Annotated in this window: 13 protein-coding genes and 1 pseudogene; 4 read left to right on the top strand and 10 right to left on the bottom strand. The window is 61.1% G+C overall.

Going from position 1 to position 15292, the window contains the following annotated elements; translation table 11 throughout:
- Positions 1–157 precede the first annotated feature (157 nt).
- Positions 158–499 (top strand): hypothetical protein, encoded by a 342-nt coding sequence (locus BHD06_RS24400; protein ID WP_254892447.1) that lies wholly within the window; start codon positions 158–160, stop codon positions 497–499.
- Between the two features lie 63 nt (positions 500–562).
- Here BHD06_RS24400 and BHD06_RS24800 read toward each other — a convergent pair.
- The 10 genes and pseudogenes from BHD06_RS24800 to BHD06_RS16505 form a co-directional block, all read right to left on the bottom strand.
- A pseudogene (locus tag BHD06_RS24800) lies at positions 563–868 on the bottom strand (SH3 domain-containing protein); the annotation flags it as partial.
- Entirely contained in the window at positions 869–1258 is a 390-nt protein-coding gene (locus tag BHD06_RS16545; RefSeq protein WP_080458087.1) for a hypothetical protein, read from the bottom strand.
- 89 nt (positions 1259–1347) lie between these two features.
- Entirely contained in the window at positions 1348–2664 is a 1317-nt protein-coding gene (locus BHD06_RS16540; protein ID WP_080458086.1) for a hypothetical protein, read from the bottom strand.
- On the bottom strand, positions 2665–4677 hold the full coding sequence (locus BHD06_RS16535) for a VWA domain-containing protein (RefSeq protein ID WP_176214383.1): 2013 nt from the start codon (positions 4675–4677) through the stop codon (positions 2665–2667).
- A 68-nt stretch (positions 4678–4745) separates the two neighbouring features.
- On the bottom strand, positions 4746–5753 hold the full coding sequence (locus BHD06_RS16530) for a hypothetical protein (RefSeq protein ID WP_080458084.1): 1008 nt from the start codon (positions 5751–5753) through the stop codon (positions 4746–4748).
- Between the two features lie 52 nt (positions 5754–5805).
- A complete protein-coding gene (locus tag BHD06_RS16525; protein ID WP_080458083.1) occupies positions 5806–6858 on the bottom strand; it encodes a hypothetical protein in 1053 nt (350 codons plus the stop codon).
- 55 nt (positions 6859–6913) lie between these two features.
- Positions 6914–7633 (bottom strand): hypothetical protein, encoded by a 720-nt coding sequence (locus BHD06_RS16520; RefSeq protein ID WP_139784769.1) that lies wholly within the window; start codon positions 7631–7633, stop codon positions 6914–6916.
- Between the two features lie 41 nt (positions 7634–7674).
- Positions 7675–10179, bottom strand: coding sequence for a hypothetical protein (locus BHD06_RS16515; protein WP_139784768.1), 2505 nt, complete (start codon positions 10177–10179; stop codon positions 7675–7677).
- Positions 10180–10319: 140 nt separating this feature from the next.
- Complete coding sequence (locus BHD06_RS16510; protein ID WP_080458080.1) at positions 10320–11303, bottom strand: hypothetical protein; 984 nt, start codon at positions 11301–11303, stop codon at positions 10320–10322.
- A 69-nt stretch (positions 11304–11372) separates the two neighbouring features.
- Positions 11373–11741, bottom strand: coding sequence for a hypothetical protein (locus tag BHD06_RS16505; protein ID WP_080458079.1), 369 nt, complete (start codon positions 11739–11741; stop codon positions 11373–11375).
- Positions 11742–11982: 241 nt separating this feature from the next.
- Between BHD06_RS16505 and BHD06_RS16500 the strand changes: the two genes are divergently transcribed.
- Genes BHD06_RS16500 through BHD06_RS16490 form a run of 3 tightly spaced genes read left to right on the top strand, consistent with a single transcriptional unit; the run spans position 11983 to position 15226 of the window.
- Entirely contained in the window at positions 11983–12402 is a 420-nt protein-coding gene (locus tag BHD06_RS16500; protein ID WP_080458078.1) for a molybdopterin-dependent oxidoreductase, read from the top strand.
- Complete coding sequence (locus BHD06_RS16495) at positions 12399–14165, top strand: ATP-binding protein (protein ID WP_080458077.1); 1767 nt, start codon at positions 12399–12401, stop codon at positions 14163–14165. The genes BHD06_RS16500 and BHD06_RS16495 overlap by 4 nt, the downstream gene beginning before the upstream one ends.
- The gene (locus BHD06_RS16490) at positions 14162–15226 is read left to right on the top strand and encodes a response regulator (RefSeq protein WP_080458076.1); all 1065 of its coding nucleotides are present in this window, start codon (positions 14162–14164) and stop codon (positions 15224–15226) included. Before BHD06_RS16495 ends, BHD06_RS16490 begins: the two co-directional genes overlap by 4 nt.
- Positions 15227–15292: the final 66 nt, after the last annotated feature.

Here is a 15292-nt window from a genome sequence, read left to right as displayed (position 1 = left end):
ACTGGCCACATGAGGCGACAACGGGCATCAGGCATGCATTCCATTCGATCCGAAGGGGTGGGCGCTCAAGGGTCTCAGTCCCATAGACGGGAAACCATTCCCCATCGGTGACTTCTTCAGCGGCCTGCTAATCCCGCGCACAGGAAAAGGTTCGGAGTTGGGCCGAGACGATCTTGTTCCTGTTGGAGTGGACATCGAAATTAACTCTCACGGTGCGCCCCAATCGGTCGTTGCGCGCGATGCTTTGCCGTTCGACAGCAACGATACGCTGCGCGTGACGATCATTTTCGGTGCGATAGGATATCGCGCCGCGACATGCGATCAACACGCTGTCACTGCGGTTGGGATCATATTCTTCGGGGGACAGCTGGACACGGACGCTTACGCCACATTTTGTTATGCCGCTGTTGCCAAAGAGGGGTCGACGGCAATCGAAGTCGAGCTTGCTGACTCTGAGCGGCCCGGCCCGATTATAGGATGGATAGTGACCTGCCGCTGATCTTTCATCCAGCCGCGACCGGAGCCCGGCTATTGTATCCGCAGGTCTGCCCAAGAACTGCGTCGACAGCCACCCTTCGGCGGCGCCTCCATTGCTGTCCTGAACAAAGACCCACGCCCAATCCCCCTTGCGCTCAAGAATACTGACAACCGTTCTGCGGGGAAGGGTACGAATAACAGACGCCTCGGTATTCGGTGACGTGCGCAGATTCAGCGCCCGAGCGTCAACAAACGCGTATGTACCGATGTCCCGCGCAGAGGCCGTGATGCCGAAGCCCAAGTATGCGCAAACGGTAAGCGCCGCGACAAACCCGCGTGCAATGCTGGAACCTCCGCTCTTTTTCTCAGTCTTGCTACTCAACCAGACCATCTAAATCGGTCCCCACGTCAACGTGAGAAACTGCGCCGCCGCATTCGTTTCCGGGGCCTGCTTCCTGTATTGCGCAGAATGGTATTTCTGCGAGTCCGCAGAGGAGATTACATGCCCGTCCGGCCCGATCTGTAGCGTGAGCCGGCGCGTGTCCGCACTGTGGTGATTCCCGGAGATGTAGTCGTCCAGCGACCGGTCCACCTCCGCGGGGATTTCAGGCAGAAGGTCCATGACGGCGTCCTGGGCTGTCGCCGCGTTGATCCCCGGCTCGTCGTCATCTTGCGCCTGCGCGAAAGCGGGCATGGAGGACACAAGGAGCGCGCCAACCAAAGGGGCCCCGGCAAGCGCAATCAAGTGTTTCAGCATCGCTTTGCAGTATTTCAATGTCATAGCGCTTTCCTACCTTGGTGATGCGTCTTGAATGCGCTCCGCAGTCGATACTGCTGATCGCAACGGGAGGTGTTTTCTTGCAATGGCGGTCAGGGGCACAAGCCACCATCGGGCGGGAATTGCGGACCGCGCTGGCATTCGTAAGCCTCTGCACGGTATACTGTGGGCGTCTGAGCGTTCTCCCCCATCGGAATGACGATCAGCCGCCGCCAGATTGCGGCGACCGAGTCGTCCTTCATCCCGCCCCGGTGCAAAGCCGCATCCAGGACAGATTCCTGTGCAAGATCGATCTCGATCACCGCCTCAAGGAAGGGATCGGGCAAAGCGGGCGACTCGCGAAATCGCCCTATCTCGCGAAAATTGCTCTCAAGCGCCAGCTGGTCGATGGCAGCCGCGGGGGTCAGCAAGCCTGCGCGCGCGAACTGAAAGGGAACGGGTTCGCCATTCAGCGGCGCTTCCTGCGCCACGCTCCAAGGGGCGGCGCCGTCAATGTTCATGCCGGTCGAAAGGCAAGGACTCTTCAGACACCTCATATCCTGCGCCTGCGCGTCGGACAGCTCGGTCCGGCCCGCAGCTATTATGTCGGTTCGCGTCCCCTGGACCGGCCTGGTGACGAGGCGCCAGGACACATGCGGGCCGACGTCGAACGCTTCGGGAGGGCCGGCGTGTTCGTTCTCATATGAATTGAGGGCGTCCTGACGGATGGCCGATCCCAGGCTAAAGCGGTCGACCTGAATGAAGCTGACAGGATAGGGCTCGCCGCTCGCCCCATCCGGGTATTGCTCAATACCATAGGTGATGCGATAGCGGACCCGATCGCGCACGCCTTCAGTAGCTTCGAGAGCCAGAACCGCCATCGTCATCGGCCTGATCCGTGCGCTCGGCAAGAACACCGAGGCTTGCGAATTCGCCGGGTCGAGCGTGGAGAGGATCTGGTCGAGCACTTGCAGGGTATCCTGCGATTCATACCCCTCGAGAAATTGGGCAGACAACCGATCCAGCGGATCGTCCTCGCTCGATTGACCCGAAGTTTCAGGCAAAGCGGGCGCGGCATTATCGGCGGTGATGAAGCGTTGCGCGACCCAGCCGGCGCGCTCTGTGCCGGCATCGCGCATCAGGCACAATGGGGTCGGCAGAGCCTGCACCTGTGCGTCGGTCATCTTTATAAGGTGGCGCGGCGCATAGAAGGGTACGCAGGTGACCTGCTCCAATCCGCGTGCGTCGGGTGCGAATTTCTCGATCACCGGATAGTCGGTGCCCGGTCCCATGCGGACGTTCAGCACGTCATCTGCCGCGACACCGGTGACGTGCCATGAGTCCGGGCCGTGACCGTTTGTCTGTGCCGACGTGACACGGGCCACCGCGATAACAGCGACGATGGCAATGGAGAGACCCCGGCGTATCATCTATTTCACCTCCACGATGGACCGACCAAGCAATTCATGATCGGAAACATCCAGAAACCGGACTTCGTAAAGGCCCGCCTCATCCGGCATCGTTAGATCGAGGGCCTTTTCTACGCCGACCTTCTGGACCGAGATCCAGCTGAAATCCGGCTGATCTTTTCGGGCAAGCGCGATCCGCTGATCAGTGCTGTCGCTCTCCCCGGTCCATGTGACCTTGATTGTCGCGCCTGGCGCAGCGGTTTCCGGCACCGACAGACCCGCGCCATCGTCGAGTGGCGCATCGGCGCCAACCACTTCCAAAGGCGCGCTCGCCAGCGTGCGACGGCCCTGCTCGAGCACATAGCGCAACTCGTAGAGGCCCGGAGTGTCGGGGGCAGTCAGGCGGCCTTCGCTTGCCTCCTTGACGCGGATGTAATCGTTTGCCGTGCCTTCGTCTGCACCCATCGGAACGATCGTGACAAAGTCCCGCCCGTTGATCGAGCCCGACCAGCTTACATCCACGTCCGACTTGGCGCGCACAGTACCGGGTCCAGCGATTCCGACCTCGGCCTCGACCACCTCGACCGGAGCGCTTGCCAGCGTGCGGCGGCCCTGTTCGAGCGCATAACGCAGCTCGTAAAGGCCGGGTGTGCCGGGGGCGGTCAGGCGGCCTTCGCTGGCATCCTTGACGCGGATGTAGTCGTTTGCCGTGCCCTCGTCCGCACCTGCCGGAACGATGGTGATGAAGTCGCGCCCGTTGATCGAGCCCGACCAGCTGAAATCAAAGATGGCGCCGGTGGTAACCTGCTCGGGGCCGGTCAGCGTGACCTCGGCCTCGACCACCTCGACCGGAACGCTTGCCAGCGTGCGGCGGCCCTGTTCGAGCGCATAACGCAGCTCGTAGAGGCCGGGTGTGCCGGGGGCGGTCAGGCGGCCTTCGCGGGCATCCTTGACGCGGATGTAGTCGTTTGCCGTGCCCTCGTCCGCACCTGCCGGAACGATGGTGATGAAGTCGCGCCCGTTGATCGAGCCCGACCAGCTGAAATCAAAGATGGCGCCGGTGGTAACCTGCTCGGGGCCGGTCAGCGTGACCTCGGCCTCGACCACCTCGACCGGAGCGCTTGCTAGCGTGCGGCGGCCCTGTTCGAGCGCATAACGCAGCTCGTAGAGGCCGGGTGTGCCGGGGGCGGTCAGGCGGCCTTCGCTGGCATCCTTGACGCGGATGTAGTCGTTTGCCGTGCCCTCGTCCGCACCTGTCGGAACGATGGTGATGAAGTCGCGCCCGTTGATCGAGCCCGACCAGCTGAAATCAAAGACGGCGCCGGTGGTAACCTGCTCGGGGCCAGTTAACGTGACCTCGGGCAGGTCTGGTTCCGGGTCTGGTGTGGTCGACGGCACTTCTTCTATCTTTTCCGTCACCTGCGTCAGGGCATCGTTCAATTCAGCCGCATTTCTGGCGGAGACAAACATGCCGCCCGTGTTTTCGGCGATGCATGAAAGATTGGCGTTCTCATCCTTCTTCAGATCGAAGCCGACGACATGGGCGGTAAATTTCACGCCCTGTTTTGCAAGCCCCGCCGAGAGCGCACAGGGGTCGGCGTTGCAGGTCTCGACGCCGTCGGAAATCAACACGACGGTCGCAGGATTGTCGCGATAAGACATCAAATCGGCGGCTCGCTGCACGGCAGCGGAAATCGGCGTCTTGCCCACTGGTTTGATGTTGCCCACGGTATCGATGAAGCTCGCCTTGTCGAGCGGGCCAGGCGCGATCAGCGTCTCGATATCGGTGCAGTCGCCTTGACTGCGATGGCCATAGGCGACAAGGCCCAGATTTGTGCTTTCGTCCCAGTTGTCGACGAGATCGCCCAGCACGTCGCGGGCAATTTCCATCTTGCTGGTGCCATCTATCTGGCCCCACATGGAGCCAGATGCGTCATAGACGATGACAACGTCGTCCGCCGCCTTCAAGGGGGCGGCGGATGCCATGGTGCCAGCCATTGCCATCAGGGCCAGTCTCGGTGCGGTCAGTTTCATCTTCCGGTTCTCCATGTTCTGTTCGGCCAAGAGCGTCTTCGAAATGCTCACAGGGCACCATTGCGCCTTCAGGTCCGGTCCATTGCAGGACCGGACGCCGACGTATCTCCAACGGAGGCGTCGCCATCCCTGAGGTTCAGGTAGCCGTCGAGTTCGTCTCGGATATCGGAGGTAAGGGCGTCCGCGTGGGCAATGCGAGTGTAGAACAGGGTGAAGTAGATCACCTTGATCGCCGTCACCAGCCGCGCGAGGATCGCGTTGCCGATGAAGGTGAGGAAAATCAGCATAAAGAGCGGCAGCCAGTTGAACAGCGTCTGTTCGTCGAACGGCAGCGCGCTTGGAATGCTCCCGAACAGGTCCCCCAGCGGGCCGGCGGAGAACGCAGTTGGCATGACACCCCCGAATGCAAGGCCAAGGATGATGCCGAGGATGATCGCGATCAGATAGAGGGGGCCCAGAATGCTGCGCACGACTCCGGCCATGATGTCGATCCCGAAGACACCGGCCAATGTCTCGGGGACGTGATCCTTCAGCGAGCGGAGACGCTCGCCCCCTTCGCGGAAACTCAGCTTGTCGATGGCGAACACGGGCAGGAGGAAATGGTTGACCAGATCCCAGATCTCGACCAGCGCGCCAAGAACGAGCCGGACGAAAAGCCCGCCGTTCCCGCGCTTCAGGGCCACCCACGCGCCCGCCATGTCGATCAGCCCAAGGATCCGGGTGCGGCCTTTCAGGTCGGCGAGTTCCTTGCGTGCGTTCTGCACCGTCGCATCCCGTCCGCAGGCTGTGTCATAGACCAGTCGGCTCAACCGCAATTCCTGATGGTTGTAGTAGAAAAACTTGTAGATGAAGGCGACCACCATTGCCAAAAGCAACAGGGTGCCCGTCCCGCCCATGCCGGCGACGATGGCGGAGGTCCCGGCGAAGAATAGCACAACCACGAGGACAGCATACACGCTCATCCGGATGATGGGTGACAGGATGTCCTTGTCGCGACCAATAATGGTGAATGTGTTCTTGAGCAGGTAGCCCAGTTGTAAAAACTGCGCTCCCATTCCCGGTTTCTCGAAATCCATGAGGTATCCTCCGTCGCTTCTGTATTCTTTCACCCGGCGCATTGCGGCGGACTCAGGGCAGGTTGTGCCGCCCCGTTACTGGCGATCCGATGGCCCTGTAGGCTTCACCGGCAGCTTCTGACCGGCCCCGGTGCCCCTGGTATTTCCCCTCGGCGTAATGGGCTTTCTTGAAAATATCAGTATCCGAGTCGAAAAGACCGGCCTGAACATCGTTGATGCCGTCTTCATCGATCGCGAAGAACTTGAACCGGAGGCGCCTCTCGGCCTGGGGCAGTTTTGTCTCCGGCGCGTCCGACGCGCAGAAATCGGTGGTTGTGGCACCAGAATTGTCGACGCGGACGCGCCGCGTGGCAGAGCCTTCTGTCGTGACAGGCAGCAGGCGACCGTCCTCGTCGAGCAGGAGATTGACTTCGACGACCGTCGTGGTGTCGGGCGGAAAGACCCGGCAGGTCTTCACGCCCGTCAGTTCGATGGGGCAGCCCGGCTCACCTGGTAGAATTTCGGTTACCCCTTCGTCCGACTGGCGGGTTTTCGCCACGGATCGCAGAGCCGAGATATAGCGCCCGGCCTGATCCCTTGGCACGCCCAACTCGTCGGCGACAATGCCGATCACCTCGCGGCGCAGCGCCGGATCCACGGTCAGCCGGTCGTCGTCGGGTGAGCCGCTCTCTTGCTCTGGAGTGCTGCAGCCTTCCATATCGGGCGCGTGCCCGTCCACAAGCGTCATCTCGAAAATGACGCCGCCGTTCGAGCCCGGAATCAGGATCTGCCCCGTCAGGCGATCGGGGCTCCAGACATCAAACACGGCCGGCGCACCCTGATGCGACCCGACATAATGCGCGGGGTCGTTGGCACTTTGCTTGAGGGGAATCGCCCCATCGCCGTGAATCACCAGCGTGCGTCCGCAATCTTTCACGCCGATGCGAACCGGTTGCTTGCGATAGGGGTTGGGCACGCCCGTGACCTTGCCCTGGACGGGAGGCGACGCGCCGGTCACGGCAGATATATATTCCCCTTCGCAAACAGGCGTCGCTCCGGCGGCTTGGGACACCAGCACGGATGCAGAAAGTGTCAGAAATACCCGGCTGAATGTGGTTATCGTCATTTTCTCTTTCCTGTCTTGTCGTGGCGCGGTTTCTGACCGTGGGGCCGACCGGGCATCATTCGCCGTTCGAGGCACCGCTGCAGTCGTCGAGGACGGACTGGGCCAGCTTCTTGGCGACGGCTTTGTTCTTTTCGTTGTCAGCGCTTACGTCCACTTGTACGCTGAATTCGGTCGCTCCGGTCAGGACGTCGAGTTCCTTGGTGCGGATGTTCCACGCTGCGGCATCGCCGATATCGGTAACCGGCTCGAACATGATCCGCGCAGTGGCGGCACCCAGCAGCTTGTTGGCGATCTTGCGTGTCTTTTCATCCTCGTCTTTCATGTTTTCTTTGATCGCAGCCCGGGCTTTCTCGCGCTCCGCGGCAGTCATGTTGTGATGTGCGCGCTGGAACCGTTTGACGGGGTCGTTCGCATCACGGTCGTAGTAATCCGAATCCGTGTAGGCCTTGATGCCGCCCAGACTGATCATGTTCGGGATCGGGATTTCGATTTTCATGGTCGATCCACTCATCGTTCGAGTGCGATCACCGGGCCAAGAGTAGGAAAGCTCGTTCGAGCGCTCCTTGTCATAGTCGACCTCCACTTCTCCGGACGCGCCTTCCACATAGGGCACGATGAGCGCCATCGTAAGCAGTGTATCCAGCTCGCCAACGTGCTGTTGCAAGCAAACCTCCGTAGCAGAGGATGTTGCTGCCTGCGCTGCGTCCGATGGAAAACTACAGGCAGCAACGCTTGCGGCAATGGTAAAGGGTGCGATGAAATTTCGGTAGGTCATGGATTGTTTCCTTGTCGTTGCATGTGGATCTCGGCAACTTTCTAAAAGTCGCTCAGATCGAGGCTATCGAGGGCGTCGTACAAGGCACCGTTCGAGCCGCCTGTCGTCTCGAAGATCGGTGCGCCGGGTCTTATCGCGGCGGCCGCAGCGCCACCCTTCAGGCCGGCAGGGACACCGCTGATGGCCGGTCCGCCAAACAAGCTGTCGTCGTCGTAGCCGTTGTCGGTTGAATGCACGTTGAAGTGCCCCACCACCTTGTCGCGGCCCAGCGGGATGTCACACCGGCCGGAAGTCCGTTCGCGGAGGACGTCAAACTCGAACGTCCCCGCAATTCGGCCTTGTTCGGCCGCTTCCAGCGTCAACCGGCCCTCTGTGCAGAGGACGGGCTCGCATCCGGCCCGCGCGGCGCGCTTTCGGACCTCCTGCTGCTCTTCGACCGTCATGGTGCAGGCAATCCAGCTTTCAAGCTCTTGATCGGAGTCCGTCTGAAACCCACGGCGGGCCGCGTCGAAAAATGCCTTTGGCAAAACCTCCACATTGAACACCGGTGCCTCATTCTTGGGGAAGAGATCCCTGTTGACCGCACCGGGCACGCTTTGTGGACCACCGTTGCTGCCCTTCAGCGTGGCCGAAAGGAGCATTTGGCACATCTCGCCCTCGTTCTGGCCCACGAACGTTGCCTGGATGTCCGTACTCTGCCGGGCACGCGCTTTGGCGGCGGCGCGGTCCAACCCCGGTGTGGCGTCGGCGGTTTCAAGCGCGGCGCGCCTCTTTTCCAGCTCATTGCGCAACTGCACCGCCGTCCCGCCGTCCAGCACGCCCCCGCGCTCCGCCCTTTGGGTGATGATATCCAGTTTGTCCGCGGCCCCCTCCATGCTGCGGGAAAAATCGGACGTCGCTCGCTCAAAGTCGCGGCCCCTCTCGTGGGGGGTGACGAGATCGAAGAGGGCCCGCGCTGTCGCGTCTCCGCTGCAGGACCATTGCTTTGGGCCGCGCACGGCAAAGCCCGGCGGGAGCTCGTCGGCAATGGCGCCGATATCGCCGGATGACAACCCGCCGGTCACGTCGTCGCCGTAATAGCCTTCGACCTCCATGCGCAGGGAAAATTCGGCGCTTATCGTCGCGGTCGCGTCCTTGGCGACATTGGCGACGCGGACGAGGTATTCAGCGATGCCGCCCTCGGTCGGGTGGATTTGCTCAACATCCGTGTAGGGCGCGCTCCGGTCACTGGGTTTCTTGACGACGGTATCTTCGACGATGAGGTGCAGATCGTCACGATCCGTCCCGTCTGGTGTGTCAAGCGTGAAGCGGACCTTGTAGGGGATCGTACTGACATCCTGCGGGAGGCGTACCCTCACGCGCCACGCGCGCGATGCAAGCGGCTCCAGCGGGCCACCCGAGAGCGAGCTCGTCGTCGTGTGCAGGTCCGGCGTACCGAGTTCGACCTCCTGAAGGTCGCCATAGAAACGCTCTTCGGTGAGGTGCTGCGCCACGAACTGCGGATAAAGGTCATAGAGGCCATCGCGATACGCCCGGATTGCGTTGTATTCCGCTGCCGCCGCCTTCAGCCCGCTGTCGATATTGGCGATCCCGCCGTTGCTCCAGGGCTTCGTCCCTTCGAAGATGTATCGGGTATAGCCAACCCTCTCGCCATCGGTTCGCCCGATCATGTCGCCGATGGCATACCAGAAATACCATGTGCCATAGTCGCAGAACCAAGAGACCGTTTCCAGCGCCGTCATCGCGGGCCGCTTTGCGCGTTCTATGTGCGCGGCTGGCAGCGCGCCCATGTGAAGCGATTGATCGAACGTACGAACCCATGCGGCTCGATTCGATCCTTTGAACGGGTGGCCCCAGGAAACACCCTCCGTCCCTTCCAGCCAGCGGATCTGGACCATCGCTGCCGTCCCCTCGACCAGCCAGCTGAGATCGGTATCCTGCCTACCCCGGGGGCTGGGGCATTGCGGGATTTCGGGTGCCACTCCCATGGCCGGGTCGAGCGACGGGCTCATCCTGTCCTGAATCGCATGATAAAGCTCGTGGACGGCCGAGGCCTTCATCAACCTCCAGATCGGCGTATCGGCAGATAGCAACTTCGGGTTCGAGGTCAGCATCATCTCGCCATCCGCGCCGTGATAGGAGCCTGTGCCATCCGGATCGCGCTTTAGGCGGCCCAGATATGCCTCGCCCGGCCCTACGTTCAGGTCGTCATCCTCGGTTTTCTGGACTGGTTCCGGAAAGCCGAGGGATTGATACCAGATACTCGCCGCCTTCAGGGTGGTGCGGTGCGTCTCTGCCAGTTCGCCGCGCTCGCCGAGCGGCGGGACGTAGGTGTCCCATTCCTCGTATTTCTTGTGTGGCTTTTCGATCTCTGCGTTCATCACCACCCACTCGGTTGTGGGCCATTGCGCCCGGGCGGACGAGGAGATCATGAGCGTGAACAGAACCAGTGATAGAAGGCACTGACAGCGGCGCCTGAAGAGAGGGACGGGGTGTGTGTTCATGTCTTTATCTACCAAAATCCGGACTGCTTCCGTCGGGCCCATGCTCGATGAGATGCCGCCATCGACCGGGATCGCCGCCCCGGTCCGAACGAACTATTCATATTGCGGCTGGCCACCCTCTGCTCTGTCACGATCTCGCAAAGCTGGTCTTCCATCTCGTTGTCCAACATCGATCTACCACCTTAGGCTGGGTTTGCCTCTGTGTGGGCAGCCGCTGCCACGTTCCCGGCCCCCAAAGAACGCTCTTTCAACTTGCGGAACTTGGCCGACAACTGCTCCAGCTTGGCCTCCCACTCGGGATTGGGCTGCTGGCCTTCGATGGTTTTGAAATAGACCTGCATCATGCAGGTGATGGCGAAGGGCTCCAGCACGGCGGCCTTGACGCTCCAGGCAAAGAGCAGGGCAAAGACGACGCCCCCTGCGGCCCATGCGCCGGGCATGAGGTAGACGACCAACGCCGCAGGGGCGAGCATGACGATGAAGACAAGAAAGCTGAGGCCATAGACGACGATCGCCAGCCAAGCCGCGTTTTTTAACATCACCTTGTAGTTCTGCCCGTAGAGCACCAGCGCTTCCTTGGCCGACATCCAGGCGTTATTCGACCGGGTGCGAATCGCATAGGCGAGGATGACCTCGTCGATGAACCCGACCGCGATCTTCAGGAATGCGGCGAGGATACCGCCCAGTTGTTGCACACCGGGGATCGGCAGGATGGTCAGGATACCGCGCACCAGCCCGGTAATGGCCTTGATCACGCCCTTGATCAGTTGGTCGATGGCAAAAAGGACGCTGGCCTGTGCGAACCGTTCCTTGACCACCGCCGTCGCGTGGTGGATCTGGCTGCGCCCTTCGGGCATGGGCTGGTCATCGATTAATTCGATCAGCACCGCGACATGCCCGGCCTTGACGACATAGAGGATGTATTCGCGCGCCCAATACATGACCGCGCCGAAGATCCCGAAGCCTGCAAAGCCGCCCCACATCGTGCTGCTGGCGCGAAATCCCTCGTCGCCGAAGCCACCCACACCCCAGCCGACACCGGCCCCGACGCCCGTAACCAGGATGTATCCCACCGAGATCCCGAAATAAACGGCGATGCGCAAAAGGATGAATGGCAAGGTTCGCACCATCATCCCCAGCGCACTGCCTATGCTAAAATCCCACATGAAAAACTCCTTCCTGAAAATTTCTCTTTGAAATTCCGGTGCCGGTCCTGTCGGCGTATTCCTGATGCATCACGTCTCGCATTTGCTGTTGCCATATTTCGCCGCGCAGGCCCGCGCGGCGCAGGAGGCAATCTGCGGATCGCGCTGCCGCGCCTTGATGTCGACCGTCTCGATGTCAGTATAGGGGACCGACACGGTCTCCATGACCTGCTGGCAAGTAGTGACCGTTCCTGCGGTCGTGCAGGTTGATCGGCCTGTCGGACGCTCTTCGCTGCGGTATTTCGTGACGGCCTCCTGGCGGTAGACCGGCGGAATCTTCAGCAGCCATTCCGCCTCGCAATGCTTGCGCTCGGCCTGGTACTCGGGCGTGCCGCAACTGGACAGCGCGAACAGCCCGGTGACGCAAAGATAGAGGACGGATTTGTTGACTGCCGACATATGTTCTCTCCGGTATTCTGGCCGCGCTCGCTTCATTCGCGGATTTGAGCGATATTCAAATATGACCTGTCCGCATTCCGCCCCGTTCGTTCAGAGGGGGCGGCCAAATATTTTCACGCGTAAATTGTTTGCACAAACAAGCGCGTGCTGGTGAACTATTGCCGGACAACATGGGAGAAACGATATGCGGAGCCACGCGCATGCGGCGGTATGTGGTTTGATAGTGATGAGCGGAGCGGCCATGGCGGATCAGGACGATGTGATCCTTGAGGTGACGGGTAAAATTGCGGATGGCCCCGCCACGCTGGATCGCGCCGCTTTGCAAACCCTGCCGTCTGTCACGATCAACACCTCGACCGTCGTGACCGACGGCGTCCACGCCTTCTCGGGTGTTCTGATGCGTGATCTTCTGGATAGCCTGAATGCACAGGGCGATCAGGTGATGGCGATTGCCCTGAACGAGTATGCCGTGGGCATCCCCATGAGCGATTTCTACGACTATGACGTGATCGTCGCCTCTACCATGGATGGCAAGGCGCTGACGCGCGACGGAAAGGGGCCACTCTGGATCGTTTATCCTCGCGACGATCACGAGGCGTTGCAGGATATTCGCTATGATTATCGCTGGGTCTGGCAGCTCTGTCGACTTGATGTGCGATGAGACGGCGTCGCAGCCTCTGGCTGATTCTGCCGCTGGCCGCTGTCCTTGTGTTCGCGGTTCTGCTGTCATTTTCTCTCGTGCGTATGTTCGCCGTCCAGAACGCCATGCGTGTCGACGCGGAAAAGAACATGCTCTGGGTGTTTCACCAGAGCGACGTGGCCGCCCTGCGCCTAACCAAGACGGTTGCGCTGGTTGAACTGGGAGAGGCAGCGCAAGATGATCTTGCACTCTGGTTCGACATCTTGTCCGGTCGTATCTCCTTGCTCAATGACGGTCCGCAACGACGTTTCGTCGAAAAAATCGGATTTGGAGACGATCTGGACCGGCTGACCGACGCCCTTGTCACGATTGCGCCAATGATCGACGGCTTCACGCCCGAAGATGGCCCGCGTCTGCGCTCAGCACTGGCACCCTTTACGGCGGTCCTGGGCCGGGCGGCGAACGCATCGATGATCGCGGAATGGGACGAATTCGGCGGGCGGCTGGAGGTCTACCGCAAACAGCTACACCAGAACATCCTGTCGCTGATCGGGATCATGGTCGCGGGCGGCATCCTGACGGTCACGCTTGTCCTTGCGCTGCGTCAGTCGCGCGTGCGCAATCACATGTTGCGGCGCGAGCGGGATTTTTCTGGTCTGCTGATCTCGTCCAGCGGGGAAGGTATCCTTGCGGTGGACAGGGCTGCACGGTGCTCACTTTGGAACGACGCGATGGCGGGGATGGTGGGCAAAACGGCGGAGCAGGTCGAGGGGCGCCGCCTGTCCGACGTCGCTGGCTTCTTTGACATCCCGCCGGTGCGGGACGGCATGGCGGGCGCCCTTGCCGGAGAATCCTCACGGCTGACACTTCAGCCTCTGTTTTCCGGAGGGCGCGGCACGCCGCTTCATGTCGACCTGAGGTTTTTCCCAATGCGCAACGACGGCGTGATCCTTGGTGCGATCCTGTTCATGCATGACGCATCCGACCGCCATGCGGCCCAGCAAAAGGATGCCGAGGACCGCGACCGCCTGGAAGAGCTGGTCTCCGAACGCACGCGCGATCTGGACAGCGCGCTCAGGCGCGAAAGATCGGCAGCCGATCTCTATCACGATTTCGCCGCAATGGTGTCGCACCAGTTCCGCACGCCGCTGGCGGTAGCGGATTCGGCACTGCAACGTCTGATCCGGCGTGGCCCGCGCGCCGACGCCCGTGAAATGGCTGAACGTGCGGGCCGCGCACGCACCGCCATCGCCGGCCTCACGCGGCTGGTGGATAGCACGCTGGACGCCGCACGGCTGGACGCGGGTCAGATCGGTGCCCACCGGGAGGAATGCGACTTGAATGAGATCATGCAGATCGCCTGCAAACACCAGCGCGACGCCGCGCCGGACCGGCGGATCGAGACCAGACAAGCCCCCCCGGGACAGGCCACCGTGTTCTGCGATCCGGCCTTGGCCGAACAGATTTTGGAAAACCTGTTGTCCAACGCCGATAAATACGCCGTTCCCGAAACCACCTTATTCGTGACCCTGCACGGCGACGGTGAAAGCCTTTTCTGCGATGTTCACAATACTGCAAACCCCATTCCCTCCAAAGATCGGGCACGGTTGTTTGAGCGTAATCATCGCGGATCGAACAGTGTAGGCGTCGCAGGCACCGGCATCGGGTTGTTTATGGCGCGCACCTTGGCACGCATGCAAGATGGTGACGTCATCTTGCTGTCAGATGACGACGGTGTGACCTTTCGCATGACACTGCCCCGAGGCAGGGAGCCGCAGACATGATGCGTGCCGCGAGTTCCGCCCTGATCCTGGTTATCGAGGACGAAGAGGCGCTGCGGTGCGATCTCATCGAGGAATTGCAGGAGGCCGGATATCGCACCCTGGCTGCAAGGGACGGTCAGGTGGCACTGGATCTATTGGCCAGCACCGCGCCCGATCTGTTGCTCTGCGACATATCCATGCCTGGCTTGGACGGTTACCAGGTCCTGCGCTGGATGCGCAACGAGCGTCCCGAACTGAGCGCCACGCCATTCGTCTTTCTGACAGCCTTATCGGACCCTCGGGAGGTCATTGACGGCAAACGTCAAGGGGCTGACGACTACCTGGTCAAACCTATCGATTACGACCTGATGCTGGCCACTGTCGCGGCCCGCCTGCGTCAGGTTGATCGTATGCGTAGCCGCCATGAGGGCGAGATGGAAACGCTGCGCCAAGCGCTGACGGGATTGTCGGGCGACGATGTCAGCGGCGGCGCGGAGGCAGCGCTCGACCTCATTTCACTCGGGGTGGTGTTACTGGATGGGCGCGGGAAGCCGGTTCATATCAACCGCGCGGCTCATAAGATGGGCACCGATCCGGATTTCATTCAGACGGGGCCGGACGCGCTTAGCTCGCCTGATCCACTGTCTGATCGGGAATTGCAACGAGCCCTGCGTGAGGCGCTGAACACTGCAAAAGCCGGGAACGAGACGGTCGTCGGCGTGATGCTGCACCGACCGCAGGATGCCAGATACATCCCGGTGCTTATCTGCTCGCTTGCAGTGGAAAGAGACACACCGCCCGATCAGTCTCATGTCGCGCTGTTCCTTTCCGCCCCGGACCGTCGGAAACGCGTTCCAGGAACGCTGCTGATGGACCTGTTCGGCCTGACACCGACCGAAGCGCGGGTTGCCGGCGCGCTCGCCCACAGCACCCGTGCGGCCGATGTCGCAGCGGAGTTGGGCGTGTCGCAGACGACGATCTCATTTCACATGCGCAATCTGTTCCAGAAGACCGGCACAAACCGGCAGGCCGATTTGATCGCCCTGATCCTCGCAGGCCCAATGATGATACAGTCGGAATGAAATAAAAGCCGATCCATCATGGAAGTTGATTCGTAAATCTGAAGCCCCCCTTGAACTTAAAGCGGC

The sequence above is a fragment of the Roseovarius sp. A-2 genome (genome assembly GCF_002072155.1).
In the GTDB taxonomy this organism is placed as follows: domain Bacteria; phylum Pseudomonadota; class Alphaproteobacteria; order Rhodobacterales; family Rhodobacteraceae; genus Roseovarius.
The sequence above is the reverse complement of the archived record's forward strand: the minus strand, read 5'-3'. Positions and strand labels throughout refer to the sequence as shown.

What these genes read in the sequence shown, in the direction of transcription:
- BHD06_RS16545 (WP_080458087.1), bottom strand. Translation starts at nt 1,258, where the DNA reads ATGACATTGAAATACTGCAAAGCGATGCTGAAACACTTGATTGCGCTT.
- BHD06_RS16540 (WP_080458086.1), bottom strand. Translation starts at nt 2,664, where the DNA reads ATGATACGCCGGGGTCTCTCCATTGCCATCGTCGCTGTTATCGCGGTG.
- BHD06_RS16535 (WP_176214383.1), bottom strand. Translation starts at nt 4,677, where the DNA reads ATGAAACTGACCGCACCGAGACTGGCCCTGATGGCAATGGCTGGCACC.
- BHD06_RS16530 (WP_080458084.1), bottom strand. Translation starts at nt 5,753, where the DNA reads ATGGATTTCGAGAAACCGGGAATGGGAGCGCAGTTTTTACAACTGGGC.
- BHD06_RS16525 (WP_080458083.1), bottom strand. Translation starts at nt 6,858, where the DNA reads ATGACGATAACCACATTCAGCCGGGTATTTCTGACACTTTCTGCATCC.
- BHD06_RS16520 (WP_139784769.1), bottom strand. Translation starts at nt 7,633, where the DNA reads ATGACCTACCGAAATTTCATCGCACCCTTTACCATTGCCGCAAGCGTT.
- BHD06_RS16515 (WP_139784768.1), bottom strand. Translation starts at nt 10,179, where the DNA reads ATGGGCCCGACGGAAGCAGTCCGGATTTTGGTAGATAAAGACATGAAC.
- BHD06_RS16510 (WP_080458080.1), bottom strand. Translation starts at nt 11,303, where the DNA reads ATGTGGGATTTTAGCATAGGCAGTGCGCTGGGGATGATGGTGCGAACC.
- BHD06_RS16505 (WP_080458079.1), bottom strand. Translation starts at nt 11,741, where the DNA reads ATGTCGGCAGTCAACAAATCCGTCCTCTATCTTTGCGTCACCGGGCTG.
- BHD06_RS16500 (WP_080458078.1), top strand. Translation starts at nt 11,983, where the DNA reads ATGGCGGATCAGGACGATGTGATCCTTGAGGTGACGGGTAAAATTGCG.
- BHD06_RS16495 (WP_080458077.1), top strand. Translation starts at nt 12,399, where the DNA reads ATGAGACGGCGTCGCAGCCTCTGGCTGATTCTGCCGCTGGCCGCTGTC.
- BHD06_RS16490 (WP_080458076.1), top strand. Translation starts at nt 14,162, where the DNA reads ATGATGCGTGCCGCGAGTTCCGCCCTGATCCTGGTTATCGAGGACGAA.